The 21,839-nt window shown below is 37.1% G+C and carries 22 protein-coding genes and 1 tRNA gene; 14 read left to right on the top strand and 9 right to left on the bottom strand.

What is annotated here, in order from left to right:
* Positions 1–84 precede the first annotated feature (84 nt).
* From flgA to GLP24_RS02320, 3 genes are all read left to right on the top strand, one after another.
* A complete protein-coding gene (gene flgA / locus GLP24_RS02330) occupies positions 85–822 on the top strand; it encodes a flagellar basal body P-ring formation chaperone FlgA (RefSeq protein WP_193435445.1) in 738 nt (245 codons plus the stop codon).
* A gap of 139 nt (positions 823–961) precedes the next feature.
* The gene (gene flgM, locus GLP24_RS02325) at positions 962–1,270 is read left to right on the top strand and encodes a flagellar biosynthesis anti-sigma factor FlgM (RefSeq protein WP_232578312.1); all 309 of its coding nucleotides are present in this window, start codon (positions 962–964) and stop codon (positions 1,268–1,270) included.
* Between the two features lie 89 nt (positions 1,271–1,359).
* Positions 1,360–1,788 carry a flagella synthesis protein FlgN gene (locus GLP24_RS02320; RefSeq protein ID WP_232614159.1) on the top strand — a complete coding sequence of 143 codons (429 nt, stop codon included), beginning with the start codon at positions 1,360–1,362 and terminating at the stop codon, positions 1,786–1,788.
* Positions 1,789–1,791: 3 nt separating this feature from the next.
* On the opposite strand, the gene GLP24_RS02315 is transcribed toward GLP24_RS02320, so the two are convergent.
* Positions 1,792–2,238: an LPP20 family lipoprotein gene (locus GLP24_RS02315; protein ID WP_232575891.1), complete on the bottom strand. Its 447-nt coding sequence runs from the start codon at positions 2,236–2,238 to the stop codon at positions 1,792–1,794.
* Between the two features lie 11 nt (positions 2,239–2,249).
* A complete protein-coding gene (locus tag GLP24_RS02310) occupies positions 2,250–2,885 on the bottom strand; it encodes a FlgO family outer membrane protein (protein WP_101767305.1) in 636 nt (211 codons plus the stop codon).
* Positions 2,886–3,032: 147 nt separating this feature from the next.
* On the opposite strand from GLP24_RS02310, the gene GLP24_RS02305 reads away from it, so the two are divergent.
* The 4 genes from GLP24_RS02305 to GLP24_RS02290 all read left to right on the top strand — a co-directional run bounded on the left by GLP24_RS02305 (position 3,033) and on the right by GLP24_RS02290 (position 6,491).
* The gene (locus tag GLP24_RS02305; RefSeq protein WP_232615469.1) at positions 3,033–4,157 is read left to right on the top strand and encodes a flagella assembly protein FlgT; all 1,125 of its coding nucleotides are present in this window, start codon (positions 3,033–3,035) and stop codon (positions 4,155–4,157) included.
* A gap of 46 nt (positions 4,158–4,203) precedes the next feature.
* A tRNA-Arg gene (locus tag GLP24_RS02300) sits at positions 4,204–4,280 on the top strand.
* Positions 4,281–4,372: 92 nt separating this feature from the next.
* Complete coding sequence (locus GLP24_RS02295) at positions 4,373–5,902, top strand: tyrosine-type recombinase/integrase (protein WP_232603066.1); 1,530 nt, start codon at positions 4,373–4,375, stop codon at positions 5,900–5,902.
* A gap of 124 nt (positions 5,903–6,026) precedes the next feature.
* Positions 6,027–6,491, top strand: coding sequence for a hypothetical protein (locus GLP24_RS02290; protein ID WP_232603065.1), 465 nt, complete (start codon positions 6,027–6,029; stop codon positions 6,489–6,491).
* A gap of 170 nt (positions 6,492–6,661) precedes the next feature.
* On the opposite strand, the gene GLP24_RS02285 is transcribed toward GLP24_RS02290, so the two are convergent.
* Positions 6,662–7,111 (bottom strand): hypothetical protein, encoded by a 450-nt coding sequence (locus GLP24_RS02285; protein ID WP_232603064.1) that lies wholly within the window; start codon positions 7,109–7,111, stop codon positions 6,662–6,664.
* Positions 7,112–7,259: 148 nt separating this feature from the next.
* Here GLP24_RS02285 and GLP24_RS02280 point away from each other — a divergent pair, with 148 nt between their 5' ends.
* The 3 genes from GLP24_RS02280 (at position 7,260) to GLP24_RS02270 (ending at position 9,284) form a co-directional block, all read left to right on the top strand.
* On the top strand, positions 7,260–7,700 hold the full coding sequence (locus GLP24_RS02280; protein ID WP_232603063.1) for a hypothetical protein: 441 nt from the start codon (positions 7,260–7,262) through the stop codon (positions 7,698–7,700).
* Between the two features lie 605 nt (positions 7,701–8,305).
* Positions 8,306–8,578 carry a hypothetical protein gene (locus GLP24_RS02275; protein WP_232603062.1) on the top strand — a complete coding sequence of 91 codons (273 nt, stop codon included), beginning with the start codon at positions 8,306–8,308 and terminating at the stop codon, positions 8,576–8,578.
* A 13-nt stretch (positions 8,579–8,591) separates the two neighbouring features.
* On the top strand, positions 8,592–9,284 hold the full coding sequence (locus GLP24_RS02270) for a hypothetical protein (RefSeq protein WP_232603061.1): 693 nt from the start codon (positions 8,592–8,594) through the stop codon (positions 9,282–9,284).
* Positions 9,285–9,414: 130 nt separating this feature from the next.
* On the opposite strand, the gene GLP24_RS02265 is transcribed toward GLP24_RS02270, so the two are convergent.
* Positions 9,415–9,960 (bottom strand): recombinase family protein, encoded by a 546-nt coding sequence (locus GLP24_RS02265; protein WP_232603060.1) that lies wholly within the window; start codon positions 9,958–9,960, stop codon positions 9,415–9,417.
* Between the two features lie 819 nt (positions 9,961–10,779).
* On the opposite strand from GLP24_RS02265, the gene GLP24_RS02260 reads away from it, so the two are divergent.
* Positions 10,780–11,319, top strand: a complete 540-nt coding sequence (locus GLP24_RS02260; protein ID WP_152653937.1) for a hypothetical protein — start codon at positions 10,780–10,782, stop codon at positions 11,317–11,319.
* A gap of 265 nt (positions 11,320–11,584) precedes the next feature.
* Here the strand turns inward: GLP24_RS02260 and gltX are convergent, their stop codons facing one another.
* Positions 11,585–13,009 carry a glutamate--tRNA ligase gene (gene gltX / locus GLP24_RS02255; protein ID WP_232615468.1) on the bottom strand — a complete coding sequence of 475 codons (1,425 nt, stop codon included), beginning with the start codon at positions 13,007–13,009 and terminating at the stop codon, positions 11,585–11,587.
* A gap of 374 nt (positions 13,010–13,383) precedes the next feature.
* Here gltX and GLP24_RS02250 point away from each other — a divergent pair, with 374 nt between their 5' ends.
* Positions 13,384–13,533, top strand: coding sequence for a hypothetical protein (locus GLP24_RS02250; protein ID WP_232615467.1), 150 nt, complete (start codon positions 13,384–13,386; stop codon positions 13,531–13,533).
* A gap of 59 nt (positions 13,534–13,592) precedes the next feature.
* Here the strand turns inward: GLP24_RS02250 and GLP24_RS02245 are convergent, their stop codons facing one another.
* The 4 genes from GLP24_RS02245 to zipA form a co-directional block, all read right to left on the bottom strand.
* Complete coding sequence (locus GLP24_RS02245) at positions 13,593–14,240, bottom strand: YccT family protein (protein WP_232615466.1); 648 nt, start codon at positions 14,238–14,240, stop codon at positions 13,593–13,595.
* An 81-nt stretch (positions 14,241–14,321) separates the two neighbouring features.
* Entirely contained in the window at positions 14,322–15,482 is a 1,161-nt protein-coding gene (locus GLP24_RS02240; protein WP_232615465.1) for a porin, read from the bottom strand.
* A gap of 534 nt (positions 15,483–16,016) precedes the next feature.
* A complete protein-coding gene (gene ligA, locus GLP24_RS02235; RefSeq protein ID WP_232600725.1) occupies positions 16,017–18,035 on the bottom strand; it encodes an NAD-dependent DNA ligase LigA in 2,019 nt (672 codons plus the stop codon).
* 137 nt (positions 18,036–18,172) lie between these two features.
* Positions 18,173–19,474 carry a cell division protein ZipA gene (gene zipA / locus GLP24_RS02230; RefSeq protein WP_232615464.1) on the bottom strand — a complete coding sequence of 434 codons (1,302 nt, stop codon included), beginning with the start codon at positions 19,472–19,474 and terminating at the stop codon, positions 18,173–18,175.
* A 352-nt stretch (positions 19,475–19,826) separates the two neighbouring features.
* Here zipA and cysZ point away from each other — a divergent pair, with 352 nt between their 5' ends.
* Complete coding sequence (gene cysZ / locus GLP24_RS02225; RefSeq protein WP_101767312.1) at positions 19,827–20,588, top strand: sulfate transporter CysZ; 762 nt, start codon at positions 19,827–19,829, stop codon at positions 20,586–20,588.
* Positions 20,589–20,837: 249 nt separating this feature from the next.
* Positions 20,838–21,806 carry a cysteine synthase A gene (gene cysK / locus GLP24_RS02220; RefSeq protein WP_101767313.1) on the top strand — a complete coding sequence of 323 codons (969 nt, stop codon included), beginning with the start codon at positions 20,838–20,840 and terminating at the stop codon, positions 21,804–21,806.
* The last annotated feature ends 33 nt before the right edge of the window (positions 21,807–21,839 follow it).

Below are 21,839 nucleotides of genomic sequence, written 5' to 3'. Positions count from 1 at the left end.
AGGGTTCCCTGTCTAAAAATATTAACAAGACCAATACAAGCAATTTTTCGAATAATTACTTATGATAAGCCGCTTAATGACCAAATGACTACCACTAACAAAGAGTATAACGCCGTGATCACTCATCGATATTTAAACTTAATTTGCATTATTATCGGCAGTTTATTGCTGAACTTTAGTATTAATGTTCATGCCACACAAATCTCACAACAAAGTATTATTCAGCAAACGGCAGCAGATCATATAAAACACTCATTCACTCCATCTGATTTTGGTAGTGTCAATATTACTGCGGCGACATTAGATTCTCGATTACGGTTTCCAACCTGCTCTAGCCCTCTCGTTGCAACCACGCCGGGTAAACAAACGTTATCAGGTAATGTTACAGTACTGGTGCGGTGTAATAGTGAAGATTGGCAACTCTATGTTCCTGTCAATGTGCAACAAACACTGCCACAAGTGATCGCCACAACACACCTAGGCCGCGGCGCTTTACTCAGTGCTGCCAATATAAAAATTGCTATGATAGAAAACCGTTTTCAACGAGGGGTTAGCTTTACTGATCCACAACAAATTATCGGCTCAAAAGTAAAGCATACCGTGAAAGCAGGTGATGTCATTCAAGCAAATGATATCTGCTTAGTGTGCCGTAATGACAGTGTGTTAATTCGAGCAAGCCAAACAGGATTAGCCATTGTAACCACAGGCAAAGCATTATCAGATGGAGCAATCGGTGATGAGATTCGAGTACAAAACAGTAAATCAAAACGGATCATTGACGGGGTAATTACCGCGGTTGGAGAAGTGTCGGTAAAATATTAATTGCCTTATAAAATCGGCTTACTAAACTCAAAATAATAAGCCATAATATTTTGGTGTTAGTAAACAAAAAAAGCTAAAGTTTATAGTCTATACGTCGATAATTGACTATAACTCTATTGGCATCGACAGGTACTAAATTATGACAAACATTAATCACCTTCGAGGTGGACAACCTCTGAATACAACCCGTACGATTAACCACACCAAAACGGCAACCACGAATACTCCACAAACAACAATCGCTGAACCACAGCATGATGCTGTATCGTTAAGCTCTCAAGGTAAAGCTGTCGGTCAAATTCATCAGCAATTAGCAGCAGAAACCAGTTTTGACTCAGCAAAAGTAGCTGAAATAAAACAAGCTATCACAAATGGTAGCTATACTATTGATGCCGACAAACTCGCAAGTAATATGATTAAATTTGAAGATGAACTTAATGGTCTTTAATGCTGTTGTTATTAAAAGCTGATGTCATTAACAGCTAATGGTTATTAAAAGACGAATGTTATTGTGCATTCACTATAAGGGTCTTGGTTATGAAACACACTATTGAGCAATTGCTTGAGCTTCAACATACAGCTTTGGTATCACTTGCTGAATTACTCAACCAAGAGAAAATAGCCATCGCTCATCGACGTGCATTAGAAATAGAACAATTTGCGAAAGAAAAACTTACACTGATCAATAGTATTCAACAACATGATTATTTGATTGCTAATCACCCGCAACGACAACAGTTGCAAGATGATGAATTACTTAGTCAACATGTTGATGCGATTCAGCAATTAGTGACATTATGTAAACAACGTAATGACATCAATGGCGAAGTATTACAACGGGCACAATTAAGTTTTCATAAACTCAATAACCTGTTCCAACAAAGCCGAGGTCGCTACCAAATGACCTATAATTGTGATGGTAAGGCACAAAATGTTCGCTCATTAGGCACCAACCTTAAAGCCTAAGGATTAGAACATTATTTGCTGATTATTAGGCACATGAAACACTTCACCATGTTGCTTCATACGCTCCATCAAACCTAAATTTAATTCCATTTCAGTTACATAGCTATCACCCACAGGATAGCTACGGATCACTTTTGCACCACGAATAATACCATCAACCGCACCATCAGTATTTTCCGGCCCTAATTGTTGATTTGATAACGATGTCGTCGCAGATATCCGTAAGCCATAAATCTGCTCTGAAAGCTCTCGATAAGCATCAAGCTTTGATGCCCGCATTGCCCGTAAACTTTTATCTTCTTGAGTACGACCATTTTGCTCACTAATAGATGCATAACCAACCGCAAACACCCTTTCATTACTACGCGTTAAATCGGGATTAGTCGCACTATTTGACGCTGAACACCCAGATATAACAATTAATAACATCACTGCTAGCCATTTACTCATGAAGCTTATCCTTAAGGTCGTAACACGATATTATTAGTGGTTTGCTGTTGTTGTTCAGTACGTATAATAACGCCATTACGTATTTGAATCTTATTCATAAAATCTAAATCACGCCCAATACGTTCAGCAGGTAAAAAGCCTTGCGCAGTGGCAATCACAACATGTGAACGCATTCCAATAATACGCGCATTCACTAACACCCCGCCGCTTTGACGCAACATCGTCCCCGTTAATACATAATCAACAGGTTGTTGTGCTGATAATTCTTGCCAATTACGACTAATACTAAAATCACCATTCTGAGTAACTTTAATCACGCCTGTTGACTTGTAATCAACCACCGTAAACCCGCGTTGTTGCATCTGAAACATAAAATTTTCACTGACTACATTTCCTAGCCAATTAGTCACACCCATATCTTGTAGATCAACAAACGATGTCACAGCTAACGGCGTACTAGCAGTTAAATATTGATTTGATTCAATCAGCTGATTAGTCAACCCTTCAACGAAATAATCAACCGTATGACGCGGCGTCGTTGTTAACGAGTACCCAGGTAAAGAAAATTGCTCTTTACCGTTATAAACTTGGGGTCCAACACAGGCAGTTAATAGCAGCGCACACACCACTAATATAATTTTGTTCATTTTTAGCCACTCTTACGACGGGTGATAAAAGATATATAACTCACGAATACAATTTCTTTAATGAGAAACACCAATTGGGAACACTCTTTGCATTCCGTTATGGTTATGTCTCGATTAAAGCAAAAAACATACCTAAACTGGCCTTTTATGAATAAAAAATTATTACTCTGTTTAAGCGTCTTATGCCTATTCGTTTCACACTCCATCAATGCACAGTGGGTACAAGTGACGGGTGAGGCGACTATTCTTGAAAGTAAAGCTACCGCGCGAGTTAATGCCTTAGAGAATGCGCTCTTCCAAGCAATGAGATTTACTGGCGGTGAGATTGCGAGCCTACCCATGCTTAAAACTTATCTACAAGAAAATCGGCAGCAATACCGTTTTAGCGGCAATGAAATTCGGCATATTAGTGTATTAGAACAGAAAGATATTGGCGGCAAGATGTATGTCACCGCCAGAATAGATATTTACCCATCGGCAAAAAGTTGCCACAAGATACAATATAAGAAAGGGTTATTGCTGGGTAAATTTTCACTGACAGAACCGCAACAAGCAGCAATGGGCAGTATTTATCAATTAGGTAATGATTTCTCAAAGGTTTTACAAAAAAACATTCAACAACGTTCACAAAGTTTTTTAGTGACGGGGGTCACTCAAGTACCGTTTAGTGTCAATCACGCTGATGCGATGATGATGCTAGCAGAAGATAATGACGCACAATATTTGGTTAGTGGTGAGATCACCGATATATCAACAACAATTGATAATCGCCAACACATTAATCGTCAATTTGCGATTACGTTAGATATTATGGATGGAAAAACGGGAGAGATAATCTATCAAAATAGCTACCGAGATATAGGCTTATGGCCTTTTTCTCGTACGAGTTATGTAGATACTAAAACGGCACGCTTTTGGGTATCCCCCTACGGACAAAGTATTCAACGTGTCACTCAAAATATGATGTTAGATATTGAAAGTGCTCTTTCATGCCGAGCAAGTTTACCTGAAATAGTTAATATCCATCAGGGAGTTGCTCAAATCAATGTTGGCCGTGTACATGGCGTTCACAATGGCGATCAACTTAAATTATGGCATAGTGCGGGATTTATCGATCAAAAAGGTATTCCACGCAACCGCATGGTCGAAACAGCAATTACACTAACCGTTGATAGAGTCTATGAAAAATCTGCAGAGCTTCGTGTTAATCAACCACAACTGGCTTCTAGCATTCAACCTGGCGATTTACTGACCAAGCAGTTGAATCAATAACACTATTTTCTTAAACTCTGATGATTTTCGCGTATACTGTGCAAATGCTCTCTTAGCTCAGATGGATAGAGCGTCCCCCTCCTAAGGGGAAGGCCGCTGGTTCGACTCCAGCAGGGAGCACCATATTAAAAATCAAGGGCTTAGAGTTATTAATGTTTCTCTGAGTCCTTTGATTTCAAGTTCTGCTGCAATCTTGCTACATAGGTTGCTACACGATGCAGTACATACAACAACGAAACCACCAATACTATCTCCGCTTTAAAACACCCCAAAGTCTAAAGTGTTACTCTGTATTACCTCTAGAAATCACAAAAACACTGCATACAGACTCATACACAGAAGCTTGTGTTAAAATCGCTTCCAAACTTCATATCATTAATCGTATTAAATCAATGAGCCATAACATTAGTACCATCTCATCGCCTGAACTATTAGCTCTCTACAAAGAATTAACTGACTTTAAAGAAATTGACAGTGCTTCTTCTGCTTATCGTTCTTCGTGTGCCGAATATGGTGGCTACGATGCTTATAGTCACTCTGAAACAGATGTAAGACATGATTTACAAGATGGTGGTGGTAGATTCGATTTCTCAGATGTGACGGTAGTGCAACCAAACAGAGATAACATCACTAACTATCGTACCTTTGAATCTCTCTTTCTAAAATTAGTAGATGTTAGAGATGAAAGATTCTTTCATGGTCATACAGAAACATTTGATAATCTTTTATCTCAAGCAACCAAACTAATTCCTGAACTTAATGAAAAAGCAATAAGTACTAATATTACTCCCTCAGAAAAACCATATTTATTATCAGAGGCATGGAGTGATTTTAAAAAGCATAAGAATTGGACACCAACAAGAAATGCTAATAATGAACGATTCTATGAATTCATGCTCTGCTTATGGGGTGATATTAATGTTAGAACTATAACCAAACAAAACCTAAGACAATCTTTATCTAGATATTGTCAGCTACCGAAGACAAACGCTAAACCATATTATCAATGGTCAATGACTAAACTTATGTCATTAAAACCAGAAGATATAAAAGAAACGCAACTCATCAAAGCATCAACAGCAGAAGGTTACTTGAAGATATTGCAAAGCTTCTTCAATGCCTTCCTCTATAAAGAAAATGATATTTATAGTACACCTCCTGCTGACGGTATATCTCTAGAAATAGATGAGTGTAGATACGGGTGTTATACAGATAACGAAATTCAGAAGATAGAAAAACTAGCCTTACAAATAGATGAGCCATGGAAAAAATGGTCACTATTGTTAGCTATATATACTGGTGCTCGTCTTTCAGAGATTATCAAGTTCTTAAATGATGGTTATAAAACAGATGATACAACAGGAATTAACTACTTCTATCTAGAGGCAGGAAAAACAAAACATGCGAAGCGTCCAATACCTATTCATAATAAATTAATAGAATACGGAATATTAGAACTTAACAGTATTAATTTAAAATCATCTAATATTTCAAGGTTTATGAAAGAAGTTAGAAATGAACTTAATATACCCAAACAGGATGATAACAACTACGATAAAGTGTTTCATAGCTTCCGTCATACGTTTATAACTAAATGCTTAGACCTAAATATACCAACACCATTAATTCAAACAATCGTGGGTCACAGTAAGAATTTAGGGATAACAGATACATATAATCATTCTGATTCATTAAAACAGCTTAAACAGCTAAACGAGGAAGTAATTCAGAAAATAACATTTTAGAAAACAACTCAGATAATTAAGCTAAGCATGCATATCAATAGAATGACAACACAATGATATTCTATTTTGAGATAATCTAAATTATTTAAGCTAAGACACATTTAAAAAGGGTTTAAAGATTATTATGAAAAAATCAATTATAGCTTTAGCTGCAATATTTACAGCAATAACATCTATGTCAGCGAATGCTACAACAACAGTAGATTCATTCACGATTGATGACGCAGGCCAAATAGCTTATTCATTTAACATTCAAGGTAATGCAGCTATACAAATTGTAGATGTAGGTTCAGATGTTGGTACCGAAATAATTGCGCCCGGTATCTTTTATCAGATTCAAGAAAAAGATGCAGCAAAAAACCTAACTTATAAAATTAATGGAAAGTACGTAAACTTAAAACAAGTATATTGTAATTCTATTGGTTGCAGCTTTACACCGACTTCATTAGCTGGTCGTAAATACTTTATGGATGCAATCCTAAATGGCAGCAATATTAACGTACAAGGTCAACACTTTTCATGTATGGGTGCAAAATCCGCAATTAAAATAATGAAAAGAAATTTTCACGAAAAATCTAATGCACTTTAATTAATTATTATTAGCTGTCTTTTATTTAACAAAGGCAGCTAATAACTAATCACACTTTTCACTTCCTAATGAACATTGCTACGCTATTCATATGGAATGTTCATAATTACAGAGTATTATAAATTTTTCACGTAAAAATTCATAAAAGGCACCCGTTAATACATATAAAATTATTGATACATAATAGAAAGCATATAATTATTAAATTTGGCGCTGCTTTTAAATGATGGGTACAGCACTCTTGAATGACATAAATCCATATAGTTTCCCGAATTTTTATTGGTGTTAAATTTCATATCTTTTAATGTCTTAAATAAACATTCTTCATTCTTTTTATTTCCAGTTAATTCAATTACTTCTTTTAATCCTTGTCTAAATATTTCTTTATTTTCAGAACTAACATTCTTAACTTTACCATAATAAGTTAATGTTATATCACTATCTCCAGTCTTTGAAATTTGAAAATTTCGATACTTACACTGCGTCATAAAATCATCCATATATTTAATTTCACCCTCATGACAGAATGTAGCACCAGTTAAAAACACTGTTGATTTTTCAGCAGCTTGAGAGCTATTTGCAAATAATAGCAAAGAGAAAACGACTATCATTTTTTTCATAAAAAAACCTTAATAATTAAATACACCAACAGTTTCATATTAATCACAAGCCTAAAATTTACCATATAACACTAATATACGAAACTGATAACACAGTAATTTTTCACTTCCAATAAAACAAACTTCTAATAAAACAGGACAATAAAACATGAACAATTTAAAAGAACTCCCAACACCATTTCAAACTAATCTAACAAATACCATTATTGGTAATTTATATGTGCGTGAAGCATACGAAGTGGATAACATCACATATCATGCTTGTCAGTGCTCCTGTGAGCGTTACTGTGTGATTCCTTATGATTATCTGAATGATGAGTTCACAACAATGTGCACATGCTGTATGGGGTCTTCACGGTATCATGCATCAGTTCTTCGTAACTATCGGAAGTATCATTTAGAGGATTTTGGGGTAACACCATTAAAAGTAAAAGATGTACTAACAAGAAGTACAATGATGGGTGGCTTTGCAAGTGTGTTAGATGAGGATATTCACGAAAGAATTGATGATGAGTTAAAGAAACTAAATCAGATAGAAAAACGTTACAATCCTTACAAAGGATGTGGGATAAATATATCTTTGCTATAAGCTAGTAAATAACTTCACATACCAACACAAGAAAGCCTATCACATACAACAAATGAAATCAATAAAATAAATAACCACCTAAAACAACAACTTAGCGTGGAAGTGATAATTAATATCATTTTAACTCTTGACTTTTTACTGGAAAAATGGTATTTTCAATACCTTGTGAAACACATTTAATAAACAAACAAATAAAAACGCAGTAAAACATAATAACTTATCTTCTTTTCTCTGTGTTTTCTTCTTTAGTTTAAAGGTACTTGAGGAATACTTCTGAAGAACTTATTAAATACCATCTGTAGTGATTCCCATAAAGTAGTTTAGTGATAGAGCTTATCTCTCCCCTCCCTTTATCTTAGATTTAAGCCATTTATAATTCTCATATAAAAATATACGTATACCAAAGCCTGAAATAGTTAATTATTTAAATTGACCTTTTACAGGCTTTTTCATTTATAAATAATAAAAGGTCAATTTAAACATGAATAAACCCAATCATACAAAGCTCGTTGAACTAGTACTCAAGGGTGTTAAGAAACAGCAACAAACTAGTAGTGATGCACATGCTGAAACTATCCGAAGGATTATTCAAGAGAGAAAAATCAATGACTGATAAATCTCCAACATTAAAAGATGTTCTAACCCTTCACGTATTACAAAAGCTGGTGGACTTATCAGCATCAGAGAGTGATACAGCAAGCGTTAGAGCCGCTGAAAAGCTTATAACACTGATAGAAAAGGATTTACTACCAAATGTAAAGGTAAGTGCTGTAAAAGGATTACAGGTTGATTTAAAAGCTTTTAAAGGGGTATCTAATGCCTCTAACCCAAAGGTACAAACACAAGCAGTATTCTCCGCAACACCAATTAAACAATAAGGACAATTTAATAATGCATAATTTTAATATCCCACCATCTCAACGTAAACAAACACCACAAGTAACAAAATTAGAATTAGAATCAAAACCAGCTAAATACCGCACAGATACAGATTATTCTAATAGTAATTCAAATTTAAACTTACTAGCTAAGAAACTTATATTAAAATCAGTTCCTGCATTTAATGAGGTAGTGACAGTTAATAATTTTGAATTTCTAAACGACCTATCAAATATCACATTAAATAAGCAAGTAAAAAAAGAACTGGTTTCTAGTTTAATTAACTTAGATTACTTAAATATTAATAAGTGTATTGCATTTGTTGATAGTGATTGGGCTACAGCCAGTGAATTAACCTCTAATGCTTTTATCTCTATTCTTCTTACTTATGGTGGTACAAGCCGTATTATCACCACTGCAAATGAGTTTTTAAATAAATACCCTTCATACACTTTAAATGAGAGCCTTACAGATAGCGCGTCCGTAAGTACATCATACACAAAACTTTATTTCAGTGATAATAGTGACAATTCTCTTAAAGCCGCCACAAAGCGATATGAGGCGTTAATTGATAAAGCCCTTCTAGTTATTAAGGATGATATTTCAAACGCTGTAGCATCGTTTAGAACTGCTAAATTAGCTGAAATTACAGCTATGGAGCAAGCGGAAGCTAAATGTACCAAGTTAAAAAAAATGCTAGGTTAATTTATTACTTACTAGATATTCCCTATTAATAATTCCCCAAAATCTCCCTCCCCCAGATTGGGTACGTAGGTATTTAGCATGCCTACCTGTGGCGTTAGTAATTCGCCATCTTCTTCAAATATGTAGAAAATTACTCTCCAAGTATTCGATACAGAGTAGCGCGACCGATGTTTAATTGTTTTGCAACAGTAGCCTTAGAATTACCTTTATCTAATAATGATAATATCTGTTCTTTGGTTACTGTAGCTTTAGGTCTACCGAATTTTTTACCTTTTGCTTGAGCTGCTGCAATACCTTCACTCTGACGCTCTCTAATCAACTCTCGCTCCATTTGAGCAACACTGGCTAAGATGCCTAATACACCTTTTTGAGCTGCTGACATCGAACCGTGGAAGATTAATCCTTCTTTTACGAATTCGATACCAACACCTTTAGTGTTGAGTTGTTCAACTATAGCTACCGCATCACCAGCCCCAGAACGACATACACGGTCTAAAGAGTGAATAACCAACGTATCACCCTCTCTCAGATAATCAACGCACTGAGTCCATACAGGACGTTTAATTGTTGATGCTGAACATTTCTCAGTGAAGATTTTATCTAGTTTTACTCCTACTAGTTGCCTGTCGGTGTTTTGTTCAACCGTTGAAACTCGGATATAGCCGATAATTGCCATAAGTTTTATTCCTTGTGATTCTTGATAGTAGTGACCTGTACTGTCTTAAAACATCTAAGAGATTTAGATAATAATGTCTCACAACTAAATAATCAATATTTTGAGACGCATTTTATCAGCGTATCAAAAGGTATACTTTTGGGACAATCAAGCCAATCAAGCCAATCAAGCCAATCAAGCCAATCAAGCCAATCAAGGATGATAATGATTTATATGAGGGTATTAAAAAATCCCCCAGAGTAGGGAGTGGGAAGATGTGACCAATAAATACAGCTCGGATAATACGATAAGGATTCTAAAACAAAATGGAACATATTTCAGATTTTCAGATAGGATATATTCTGGGGATGTTAACGCTTTTATTGTGGATAGTGATTATAAATTAACACATCAAATAGTAAGGCTTTAGCAACTACATATCTTGCTACACTGCACCACTAGAGCTATTATGTAACTTCTTAATTAACTGTTATTGCAGCAGTTCTTATTGCACTCCTAAGGGGAAGGCCGCTGGTTCGACTCCAGCAGGGAGCACCATATTAAAAAAAAGCCAACCACTAGGTTGGCTTTTTTACATTTCATACTTGCATCTCAATTTAATTAATGACACTAATAACTGTGCTTTTTATTACGATAAAATCACGTTCACTTAGGCAATTAAAAATTATCAGTTGCATCATTAAATCAATATAAAACTAATGTATTAACGTCATCTTGAAACATAACGTTACAATATTTGAACATTGTTTTTTATGCACATTTGTTTATACTGCCTAAAATTTATAAATTTCTTCTTATACATTTATTTTGGATATTTTTATGAAAATCAAATTAGCATCTTTTATTGTATCAACAATACTTCTTGCCCCTGCAACTGCAATGGCTAACACACCCGTTCAACTTTCTGTACCAGGCGTAAATCTACCAGCAGGTAATGTTTCTGGCGTTCGTTTAAACGTACTTTACGGACAAACAAGTCAAGTTGAAGGTGTTAACTTTTCATTGTTAGGTTTATCGTCTATTAATAACTTTACTGGTCTTAACTTTGGTTTGGCATTTGGTATTAACCACACCACATCAAGCATGACAGGTTTAGAATTTGGTTTAGCTAACTGGAACGAAGGCAATGCTACAGGTGCTGACTTTGGTTTAGTTAACTACACTGGCAACAATTTCACAGGTGCTCAATTTGGTACCTTTAACTATGCTGGTTCTCTTAATGGCCTTCAGTTTGGTTTTGTTAACGCAACAGATCACATTAATAAAGGTGTGCAGATTGGTTTAATTAACTACGATAAGTCAGGTACTTTTGTAAGTAAAAACCTGCCAATCTTCCCAATTATTAATGCGCGTTTTTAATCGTTACTAAACGCAAAAAACCTCGCCAGTTAACTGACGAGGTTTTAAATTTGGTGGAGCTAAACGGGATCGAACCGATGACCTCTTCGCTGCCAGCGAAGCGCTCTCCCAGCTGAGCTATAGCCCAATATACGGCTTATGATATTGATGTTTTTAAACAATGTCATTATCGTAAAACAAAAAATGTGATCAGCTTTACGTTCGTTATAAAAAAACGGAAGCATCAATGACGACACCTCCGTTCTTATTAACAATAAACTAATGTTTACACGTTAGCTTCACGAGCTGCAATATAATCTAGTGCCATCTTAATACGTGTAACCACACGCTCTTTACCAATCAATTGCATTACTGCATCAACTGATGGTGATTGACCTTGACCTGTAACCGCAACACGTAGTGGCATACCCACTTTACCCATGCCTAATTCAAGCTCTTCACAAACTTGAGCAATAACAGCATGTAGGTTTTCAGTTGTCCACTCTTCTAACGCTTCGACTTTCACAAGTGCTAATGCCAATGCATCTTTAGCGACTGGGCGTAAATGCTTCTTAGCCGCACCTGCTTCAAACTCACTAAAATCTTGGTAGAAGTAACGTGATTGCTCAGCTAATTCGATCAGAGTATGGCAACGCTCACCCACTAGAGTGATCACTTCAGTAATTGCAGGACCATTTTCAATTGAAATTTGTTTTTGATCTAAATGCCATTGTAGGTATTTAGCAACATATTCAGGTGCTGCTGTTTTAATGTAATGGTTGTTTAGCCATAACAATTTATCAGTATTGAATGCTGATGCTGACTTGCTCACTGACTCAAGCTTAAAGCAATCAATCATCTCTTGTAGTGAGAAAATTTCTTGGTCACCATGAGACCAACCTAAACGTACTAGGTAATTTAATAGAGCATGCGGTAGGAAACCGTCATCACGGTATTGCATTACACCAACAGCACCATGACGCTTAGATAGTTTAGCGCCATCATCACCAAGGATCATTGCACAGTGTGCAAACTCAGGTACTGGAGCACCAAGTGCTTTATAAATATTAATTTGACGAGGGGTATTGTTAATGTGATCTTCACCACGAACAACTTGAGTAATGCCCATATCCCAGTCATCAATAACAACACAGAAATTATATGTTGGGCTACCGTCAGTACGACGAATGATCAGATCATCTAATTCACTGTTTGAAATTTCGATGTGACCACGGATCTTATCCTCAAAGATCACTGTGCCTTCTTTTGGATTACGGAAACGAATACAGAATGGAGAATCTACTGTTGCTGCCGCATTTGCTGCAATAATTTTAGGATGATTAGCATCATAACGTGGCTTAACACCATCTGCCATTTGTTGCTCACGAATCTCATCAAGCAATTCTTTCGGGCAGTAACACTTATACGCTTTATCTTCTGCTAGTAGTTGATCAACCACTTCATTGTAACGATCAAAACGCTTAGTCTGGTAATAAGGACCTTCATCCCAATTTAACTCTAACCATTCCATGCCTTCCATAATCGCATCAATCGCTTCTTGGGTTGAGCGTTCGATATCTGTGTCTTCGATACGTAATACGAATTCGCCGCCCATATGCTTAGCAAATAGCCATGAATACAATGCTGTACGCGCACCACCAACGTGCAAAAAGCCAGTTGGGCTTGGTGCAAAGCGAGTTTTAACCGTCATTGAGATTACCTTATGAATGATGGATGACACAGTAAAAGCTACTGTGCTAAATCTATTGCAGAGTATTTTAGCACTGTAACCAAGATCTACAATCTTTGATCTGTTTCACAGGCAGATATTCAATATTGTTGCTATTACATTGACAGTAATAAATCAAATTTAGCTTTATTTTTTAAACAACAAAAAATAATCATAATCGTAAGAATAATGGCAGGCGAATAAAACACACTTATTTAACACTAAAAATTAATATTATTAACTTGCAGTATTACAAATGCTCAACCAAAATAAAAGTGTAAATTTGCTAGCAACCTCTCAAAAAAAGGAACTTAAAGATGAAAAAACTTTTAGGGCTTTGCGCTGGAGCACTTTTAATGATGCCATTTACTCTACAAGCAGAAGGTTACTCAAATAGTGGAAATAGTGCGACAGGACCAAATGTTGAATGCCACTTACCAGATGGGACTAAAGATTATATGCCCGTAGTATTCTGCCAGCATCATGATGGGAAATACCACCTTTAATATGATGAAGAAAAAGCGTCAACATTATAATATTTGACGCTTTTTTTCTTTAATATGGATTATAAATGTTTTAATCCCCACGACATGAATTGCTGCTTTTCTTCTGGGCTTAAAGATGTGAATGCATTTTTCAAAAACACCATTTTAGCTTCTGGTGAAGGTTTTACATCTGAAGGAATGAATACAGCTTTAGTCTGTAATTGAGGCTCTGGCGATACTTGAGTTACAGCAGCAATACCACCTAATTCATTATAATTAGCAACTTCTCTTTCATAATCACGGAAATTCTGTAATCCATTGTTATCTAGTTGTTTTAATTCAAAAGGTACGTTCTCACCATTGCTATTTTTTAGTTTTATCTGTGGTGATTTATCAAATGATTTAGCTTGATCTAATGTTCTAATATTTGGGTAACTTAATGTAAGAACTGAATCTTGACTTTCAAATTTTATTAATAATGGTATTGAGTTAAATTTTTTCTTAGCGGCATCTTCTAAAACAATTTTACCCATTTGGAATAAAATCTGATTTTCGCCGTTTGGTAAAATAATATTATTAGTACCTTGAATAAAAGACCAACCTTCCGCTTTTCCATTCACAACAACGGCATTCATTTCTTTAGCCGATTGTAATTTAACATCAGCATAAATATTGCTAGAAAACAGCGATACAAGCGGTAACAAGCAACAAATTATCTTTTTTCTCATACAAAGTACCCTGTTTATATTTAAATAAAAGAACGAGCATTTGCTCGTTCTTTAATAATACTAATAATTAATAGTTGATTATTAGAAGTAGTATTCAACACCTACAGAGTATTCCATAAACTCTGGGTTTTCGTTATCTACACGCTTAGTGTCGCCTTCACCACGTTCAACATGACGAACACGAGTATAAACAACTGCTGACGGATCAATGAAGTACATTACTTGACCAGAAATTACAGAGTCATCAGTATGTGCGACTTTCTTCCCGCCATCTTCTAACTTGTCATTCGCTGCATAGCCGATTTTGAATTGGTAATCAGATACATTGTACATAACACCAGCGGTGTATGAATTTTGACTTTGATCATCAACACCTGCAATTTGTGAATCAGCTTCCATCATCTTATATTGAGCAAAGAAACCAAGACCATTCTCAAAGTTACCTTGAACACCGATTAAATAAGTATCATTAATCCAATCTTGAGCAGCTACTGCTGCTGTTGGTTTTGAATTACCAGTAGCTGGATCAAACTCAAAACCAGCAGACTTACCTGATTTTGATGAATCATTTCGCTCATATGCAGCTTGTAGAATAATTCCACCAAATGCATAATGTACAGCAGCGCCAGCCCAGTTACTATCGGCATCAGCAACGTTATCACCACGACCAAATGCTAAATCAACACTGAATCCACCCCAGGTAGGAGAATCCCAACGAACTGTGTCAGATTGGCGATCTTGATATGGTGCACCAGCGATACCATAACCCCAGTCATAAACATCGCCTAGGCCAGGGTTTGATCCAGGCCAGTCAATGATTTCATAAATTGGTGTTAGAACACGACCCACACGGATTTTACCCCAAGATTCACCTTCAAAACCAACGAACGTATCACGAACACCTAGTTTACCATCGGCACCAGGAGCGGCACTGCTACCACCAACATAACCAGATTCAATTTGCCAAATAAACGTTGGGCCTTTAGCTAAATCTTTACTACCACGGAAACCAATGCGTGATTCATTATTTAATTTCCAGTTACTATCTTCAGCCCAAAGAGCCTTACCCGCTTCATTGTAATCACGAGTTAAAGCTTGCATCGCAATAACACCGTATACTTCATACGAAAATGATTCTTTTAATTTTTCGATAGATACAGCATCTGCATCTGCAGAAAAAACAGAGCCAGACATAACTAGTGATGATATTGCTAATGCAAGTAAAGATTTTTTAATTTCCATGGAATAACTCCTAAAAGATATTAGCTGTTTACTTGCCCCTGAAAGGTTGGCCGCCGAAGGTGGCAAGTAAATCTCCTATATGTCGGTCGAATCATTTCAACCAATGCATATTATTTCTTTTTAAATTGAACTTTAAGTAACTTCGGTACTAAGACTACTTTCGCAGCGCAAAACATCAATAAGAACTTACTTTTTAATAGTGAAAATATGATTGAGTGCAAACTTTTGGCGCTATCGTGATCAATGTCATATGTTTTTACCATCAAGATAAAAATAAAAAATAATCATTAATAAACAACGTGTTAAATAATATATCATTTGTTATTGTGAACAGTGTCGTGTTTTTAGAATAGCGCCATTAGCAAGCTCACAAATAATCGGCTATGGATGTCAACCGAAAATTTTTTTCATTGTGACCATTAAATAAATACTAAAAATTAAGTTTACTCTCGATAATCAGTACACATATAGGTTAAATAGCAGTCACAAAAAAGCCTCACAAAAGTGAGGCTTCAATATTAAATGGTCGTAATTTTATGCATTAGCCATTAAATCAACCAGCTGTTGTTCATCCCAAATTTCAATATTTAACTCTTGAGCTTTAGCTAATTTAGATCCTGCCGCTTCACCAGCAACCAATAAATCAGTTTTCTTAGAAACACTACCCGTTACTTTAGCACCTAAAGCTTGTAAGGCTGCTTTAGCGTCACCACGAGTCAACTGTGATAATGAACCTGTAAGTACTACCACCTTACCCTCTAATGGCAATTCAACCCCTGCTTGAGGCTTTTCAATAGTAGGCCAATGAATACCTTGCGCTAATAACTCTTCAATCACCGTCATATTATGTGGTTCACGGAAGAAATTAAACAAATGCGCGGCAACAACGTCACCCACATCAGGGACTTTAATCAGTTGTTCTTTAGATGCCTGACTGATCGCGTCTAAAGTTTCAAAATAATTAGCGACATTGGCAGCGGTTGCTTCACCCACTTCACGAATACCTAATGAATAAATAAACCGTGCTAACGTCGTTTTTTTCGACGCTGATAACGCATCAATTAATTTTTGAGCTGATTTAGGCCCCATACGCTCAAGTACCGTTACCTCTCCAGCACTGAACTTAAACAAATCAGCTGGCGTTGAAACCATTTCACGATCAACTAATTGCTCAATGACTTTTTCACCGCAACCATCAACGTCTAATGCCTTCCGTGAAACAAAATGTTTAAGTGCTTCTTTACGTTGTGCTTGACAGAATAAGCCGCCAGAACAACGCGCAACAGCCTCTCCTTCAACACGTTCAACTTTAGACTGGCACACTGGGCATTCTGTCGGAAACACTATCGCCACGGCATCAGCAGGACGACGAGACTCAACCACGGCAGCAATTTGAGGAATAACATCACCTGCACGACGAATAATCACCGTATCACCAATCATGACGCCTAAGCGTGACACTTCATCTGCATTGTGCAACGTCGCATTACTGACGGTAACTCCGCCAACAAATACCGGTTCAAGTTTTGCTACTGGTGTTATCGCCCCTGTGCGGCCAACCTGAAATTCAACATTATTTAAAATAGTCATTTCTTCTTGGGCTGGGAACTTATAAGCAATCGCCCAACGAGGTGCACGAGCAACAAAACCCAGTTGCTGTTGCAGATCTAATTGATCAACTTTGATCACCACCCCATCAATTTCATAACCTAAAGATTGGCGTTTTTCACCAATCATTTGATGATATTCAATCACCGCCTCAATGCTATCAACACAACGAATTTCTGGGCACATTGGCAATCCCCACGCTTTTAACTGACATAAACGTTGATATTGCGTATCAGCTAACTCTCGCCCTTCTACGACACCCACCGCATAGGCATAAAAACTTAATGGGCGGGTAGCTGTAATCTTAGGATCAAGCTGACGTAAACTACCTGCTGCCGCATTACGTGGATTAGCAAACGTTTTAAGGCCTTTTTTAAGTGCGTTAGCATTGAGTTTATCAAAGCCTTTTTTGGGCATAAATACTTCACCGCGCACTTCTAGCCGTTGCGGCCAATCATCACCCCGTAAACGTAATGGGATCGCACCAATAGTACGTACATTATGAGTAATATTTTCACCCGTAGCACCATCACCACGCGTTGCTGCTTGAATAAGCACCCCGTTCTCATACAGTAAACTAACGGCTAAGCCATCTAATTTAGGTTCACAACAATAACTAATACTGCTGCTATCACGTAATCGATCTTGAAGTCGCTTTTGAAAATCACGTAAATCATCATCATTAAACGCATTACCTAATGACAGCATCGCAATCTCATGGGTTACTTGAGTAAAACCATCAAGCGCACTACCACCCACTCGCTGGCTTGGTGAATCATTGGTTATCCACTGTGGATGCTCAGCTTCAATCGCCAATAACTGTTGCATCAAACGATCGTATTCAGCATCAGGTATCTCTGGGTTATCTTCAACGTAATAACGATGGCCATGATAATCTAGTTGTTGTTTTAAGCTGGCAAGTTGTTGCTGAAGATCGGTGCTCATTTCAATTCCTACCTGAAGAAAATGTTGATTAATGACTCTGATTACAAAACAGTAAATTTTTATCGTTATATCAGTAGATACAATAAAATTCAGGCCCCCGAAGGAGCCTGAATTTTCATCAATAATAATCTATCAACTTAGCATTGATTATATTTTACTGATTTTTCTCGATATGCTGCAATACGATTTGGTGTGATCATGACACGATCTTGATCCATTACATCAGCATTAAGTTGATCAGCAATTTGCTGTGCTGTTTGTAACATCATATTGAAGTTACTTGATGCTTTACCATGACATGGCAACATTAAGAAAAAGCCAATGCCTGGTGTTTCAAAATGCTGGTAGTTCGTTTCAGGAAACGTACCGGGATTAAGCAAGTTAGTCACTGAAAAAATAACTGGCTCAGTACCTGCTAAATCAGCATGTCGATGGAAAACTGAATTTTCACCGAAAATCAAACCATTACGCTCTAAACATGCAAATAATGATGGCCCACGAAGTACCTTACCCTTACGTGCATGTACACAAACAGATAAATAACTTGGTGGTAACGGTTCAGGCTCAGGTAGCACTTCCGGCTCTAAAATTACTTCTGGCTCAGGAATAATTTCCGGTTCAGGAGTTACAACGGTAACAACTTCAGCGTCAATGTCTTCTTTATCATCTACAGGCGTAAAAATAGGCGTTGGCGCGACAGTCATTTTTTCAGTAACTGTTGGTTGAGACACAACACTTGGTTGAGGTGCAACACTTGGTTGAGACGCAACACTTGGTTGAGACGCAACACTTGGCTGAGGCGCAACACTTGGCTGAGGCGCAACACTTGGCTGAGGCGCAACACTTGGCTGAGGCGCAACACTTGGCTGAGGCGCAACACTTGGTTGAGGCGCAACACTTGGCTGAGGCGCAACACTTGGCTGAGGCGCAACACTTGGTTGAGGCGCAACACTTGGTTGAGGCGCAACACTTGGTTGAGGCGCAACACTTGGCTGAGGCGCAACACTTGGTTGAGGCGCAACACTTGGTTGAGACGCAGAACCAATATGCATTTGAGGCTCAATACGTTCATGAGTCACAGTTTTAGATGTTGCATTGATATTTTGAGACACAGTCTCACCTAACAATGGATCTTGTTGAGGACGTTCACCAAAACTAAAACCAGGTTCTTTACGCTTTGGCGCTGATTTTGTTGCAATAACATCAGGTTGATTTGACTTAGCTTCTGTCACTTCCGGTGCGCTATTCACAACACGGACGTCACTAATACTCTCTTTGGCAATATCTTGACTTTCAAGATTCGCTTCATCTATTTTACTTAGTGGTTTCTCACCAAATTTAGCTGGTTTCTCTTTTCTACTTGTCCATAGACCATGAAAAAGAAGCGCTGCAATTGCTAACGCACCAACAATAATAAGAACTAGACGCAATTCCTGCATATGAATACTCTAAATTAACTCGTTATCCCTTTACGGGGTTAATAATAGAAAAAAATCTACTAGGAAACTTAGTATCTAGTTAGAATTTCTCACCGAATGACTTACTGTACCAAAATTCACTTGACAATGAGAAGATGAATATTGAGATTCCATCAAGGATAGTGTCAGCTTGCAGTTTTTTGTACAGATTTACATCATTTTTGTATTGTGACTCATCATTTTTATTTTGTTGTTAAAGTAATGACAACAATTTTGTTATTTGATTCCATCCTACCTCTACCGTTAACATTGATAAAGAAACCTAAACAAATGAGCAGTAAAACACTAAAAAATGCTTATTCCGGAGAAAGAAATGTCACAACAGCATAATATAAGATCAACGACCAGCGGTGCTGGTTATTTTTTTCAAGGCTTAAAACTCGCCTCTCAACCAGGTACGCGACGTTTTGTTCTCATTCCTCTGCTAATCAATATTGTATTACTTGGTACAGCTTTTGCTACATTATTAAATCATTTAGGCGGATGGATTAACCATTGGTTAAGCTATTTACCTAGCTGGCTGGACTGGCTTTCTTATCTTTTATGGCCATTACTTGCTATTGCCGCCCTCGTCTCATTCTCATACTTTTTCAGTACCATCGCTAACTGGATAGCAGCACCGTTTAACGGACTGTTAGCTGAATATCTTGAAGCAAAACTTACAGGGCAAACACCACCAGATGATAGTTTCAAAGCATTAATAAAAGATCTACCTCGAACGATGGGTCGAGAATGGACCAAACTTAAGTATTATCTACCCAAAGCCATTGGATTACTCATTTTAATGTGGGTTCCGGTTATTGGCCAAACAGTTGCACCAATATTATGGTTCTTATTCAATGCTTGGATGATGACCATTCAATATGTTGATTATCCATTTGATAACCATAAAGTGCCATTCCCTACGATGCGAGATGCACTCAAACAAAAACGAGGACAAGCATTAAGCTTTGGCGCTGTCGTGATGCTATTAACGATGGTTCCTATCATTAATTTATTTGTCATGCCTATTGCTGTATGTGGAGCAACTGCAATGTGGGTTGATCATTATCGTACCCAATTTAAACGTTACTAGTCATTATTAATATTTCAAATATAAGGTCAATAGCTTCTCGCTGTTGACCTTTTTTGTCTTTTAGCGTTACCAATAAATACGATTTCAATAGCAATAAAATGCAACAAATAATAAACAACAATATAAAAATAATAGCAACTATCACATAATAACAATAAGATATAACCATTAATTACTTTGCAAATATAAAGACAGGTATATGCTTAATCTATTCAACATTAAGTCTAATTTGTCACGAAGGAATGAAGTATGAGCAAAATATACGAAGACAACTCTCTCACTATTGGTAACACTCCGCTGGTACGTCTTAATCGTGTCAGTAATGGCAAAGTGCTTGCGAAAATTGAAGCTCGTAATCCTAGTTTCAGTGTCAAATGCCGTATTGGTGCCAATATGGTGTGGGAAGCAGAAAAAAATGGTCTCTTAAAAGAAGGCATTGAACTCGTAGAGCCAACCAGCGGTAATACAGGTATCGCACTTGCTTTTGTGGCTGCTGCCCGTGGTTATAAACTTACCCTGACCATGCCAGAAAGCATGAGTATTGAACGTCGTAAATTATTAAAAGCCCTTGGTGCGAAATTGATTCTCACAGAAGCTGCCAAAGGTATGAAAGGTGCTATTGATAAAGCAGAAGAGATTGTCAATTCAGACCCAAATAAGTATTTACTATTACAACAATTTAATAACCCTGCTAACCCTGCTATTCATGAAAAAACCACCGGCCCTGAAATCTGGGATGCTACCGATGGTGAAATCGATGTTTTTGTCTCAGGTGTTGGTACTGGCGGAACACTAACCGGTGTTAGCCGTTACATAAAACAACAACAAGGCAAAGCAATTACCGTTGTTGCCGTTGAGCCCACAGAATCGCCAGTAATCACTCAAACCGTAAATGGTGAAACGATTCAACCAGGGCCACATAAAATTCAAGGTATTGGTGCAGGCTTTATTCCTGGCAACCTTGACTTAACACTTATCGATGAAATTGAGCTAGTCAGTTCAGAAGATGCTATTGAGATGGCACGTCGTTTAATGAATGAAGAAGGCATATTAGCTGGAATTTCATCCGGTGCAGCCGTTGTTGCAGCAAATAATATTGCCGCTAGACCAGAATTTTCCGATAAAAATATTGTTGTTATTTTACCCAGTTCAGGTGAACGCTACTTATCAACAGCACTTTTTGCGGGTGTCTTTACAGAAAAAGAAACCCAACAGTGATCACACTTTGTGATGTTATATAGGTATATCTAC

It is taken from the genome of Photobacterium carnosum, from assembly GCF_021236965.1.
Lineage (GTDB): Bacteria > Pseudomonadota > Gammaproteobacteria > Enterobacterales > Vibrionaceae > Photobacterium > Photobacterium carnosum.
Note: the sequence above shows the minus strand (reverse complement) of the source record. Positions and strands in the feature narration are given on the sequence as shown.

Bases quoted from the DNA above. Each gene is read 5' to 3' on its own strand.
- GLP24_RS02270 (WP_232603061.1), top strand. From the start codon at position 8,592: ATGCATAATTTTAATATCCCACCATCTCAACGTAAACAAACACCACAA.
- GLP24_RS02310 (WP_101767305.1), bottom strand. From the start codon at position 2,885: ATGAACAAAATTATATTAGTGGTGTGTGCGCTGCTATTAACTGCCTGT.
- GLP24_RS02320 (WP_232614159.1), top strand. From the start codon at position 1,360: ATGAAACACACTATTGAGCAATTGCTTGAGCTTCAACATACAGCTTTG.
- cysZ (WP_101767312.1), top strand. From the start codon at position 19,827: ATGTCACAACAGCATAATATAAGATCAACGACCAGCGGTGCTGGTTAT.
- GLP24_RS02275 (WP_232603062.1), top strand. From the start codon at position 8,306: ATGACTGATAAATCTCCAACATTAAAAGATGTTCTAACCCTTCACGTA.
- cysK (WP_101767313.1), top strand. From the start codon at position 20,838: ATGAGCAAAATATACGAAGACAACTCTCTCACTATTGGTAACACTCCG.
- GLP24_RS02260 (WP_152653937.1), top strand. From the start codon at position 10,780: ATGAAAATCAAATTAGCATCTTTTATTGTATCAACAATACTTCTTGCC.
- GLP24_RS02315 (WP_232575891.1), bottom strand. From the start codon at position 2,238: ATGAGTAAATGGCTAGCAGTGATGTTATTAATTGTTATATCTGGGTGT.
- flgM (WP_232578312.1), top strand. From the start codon at position 962: ATGACAAACATTAATCACCTTCGAGGTGGACAACCTCTGAATACAACC.
- zipA (WP_232615464.1), bottom strand. From the start codon at position 19,474: ATGCAGGAATTGCGTCTAGTTCTTATTATTGTTGGTGCGTTAGCAATT.
- gltX (WP_232615468.1), bottom strand. From the start codon at position 13,009: ATGACGGTTAAAACTCGCTTTGCACCAAGCCCAACTGGCTTTTTGCAC.
- ligA (WP_232600725.1), bottom strand. From the start codon at position 18,035: ATGAGCACCGATCTTCAGCAACAACTTGCCAGCTTAAAACAACAACTA.
- GLP24_RS02240 (WP_232615465.1), bottom strand. From the start codon at position 15,482: ATGGAAATTAAAAAATCTTTACTTGCATTAGCAATATCATCACTAGTT.
- GLP24_RS02295 (WP_232603066.1), top strand. From the start codon at position 4,373: ATGCAGTACATACAACAACGAAACCACCAATACTATCTCCGCTTTAAA.
- GLP24_RS02280 (WP_232603063.1), top strand. From the start codon at position 7,260: ATGAACAATTTAAAAGAACTCCCAACACCATTTCAAACTAATCTAACA.
- GLP24_RS02285 (WP_232603064.1), bottom strand. From the start codon at position 7,111: ATGAAAAAAATGATAGTCGTTTTCTCTTTGCTATTATTTGCAAATAGC.
- GLP24_RS02290 (WP_232603065.1), top strand. From the start codon at position 6,027: ATGAAAAAATCAATTATAGCTTTAGCTGCAATATTTACAGCAATAACA.
- GLP24_RS02265 (WP_232603060.1), bottom strand. From the start codon at position 9,960: ATGGCAATTATCGGCTATATCCGAGTTTCAACGGTTGAACAAAACACC.
- GLP24_RS02305 (WP_232615469.1), top strand. From the start codon at position 3,033: ATGAATAAAAAATTATTACTCTGTTTAAGCGTCTTATGCCTATTCGTT.
- GLP24_RS02245 (WP_232615466.1), bottom strand. From the start codon at position 14,240: ATGAGAAAAAAGATAATTTGTTGCTTGTTACCGCTTGTATCGCTGTTT.
- GLP24_RS02250 (WP_232615467.1), top strand. From the start codon at position 13,384: ATGATGCCATTTACTCTACAAGCAGAAGGTTACTCAAATAGTGGAAAT.
- flgA (WP_193435445.1), top strand. From the start codon at position 85: ATGACTACCACTAACAAAGAGTATAACGCCGTGATCACTCATCGATAT.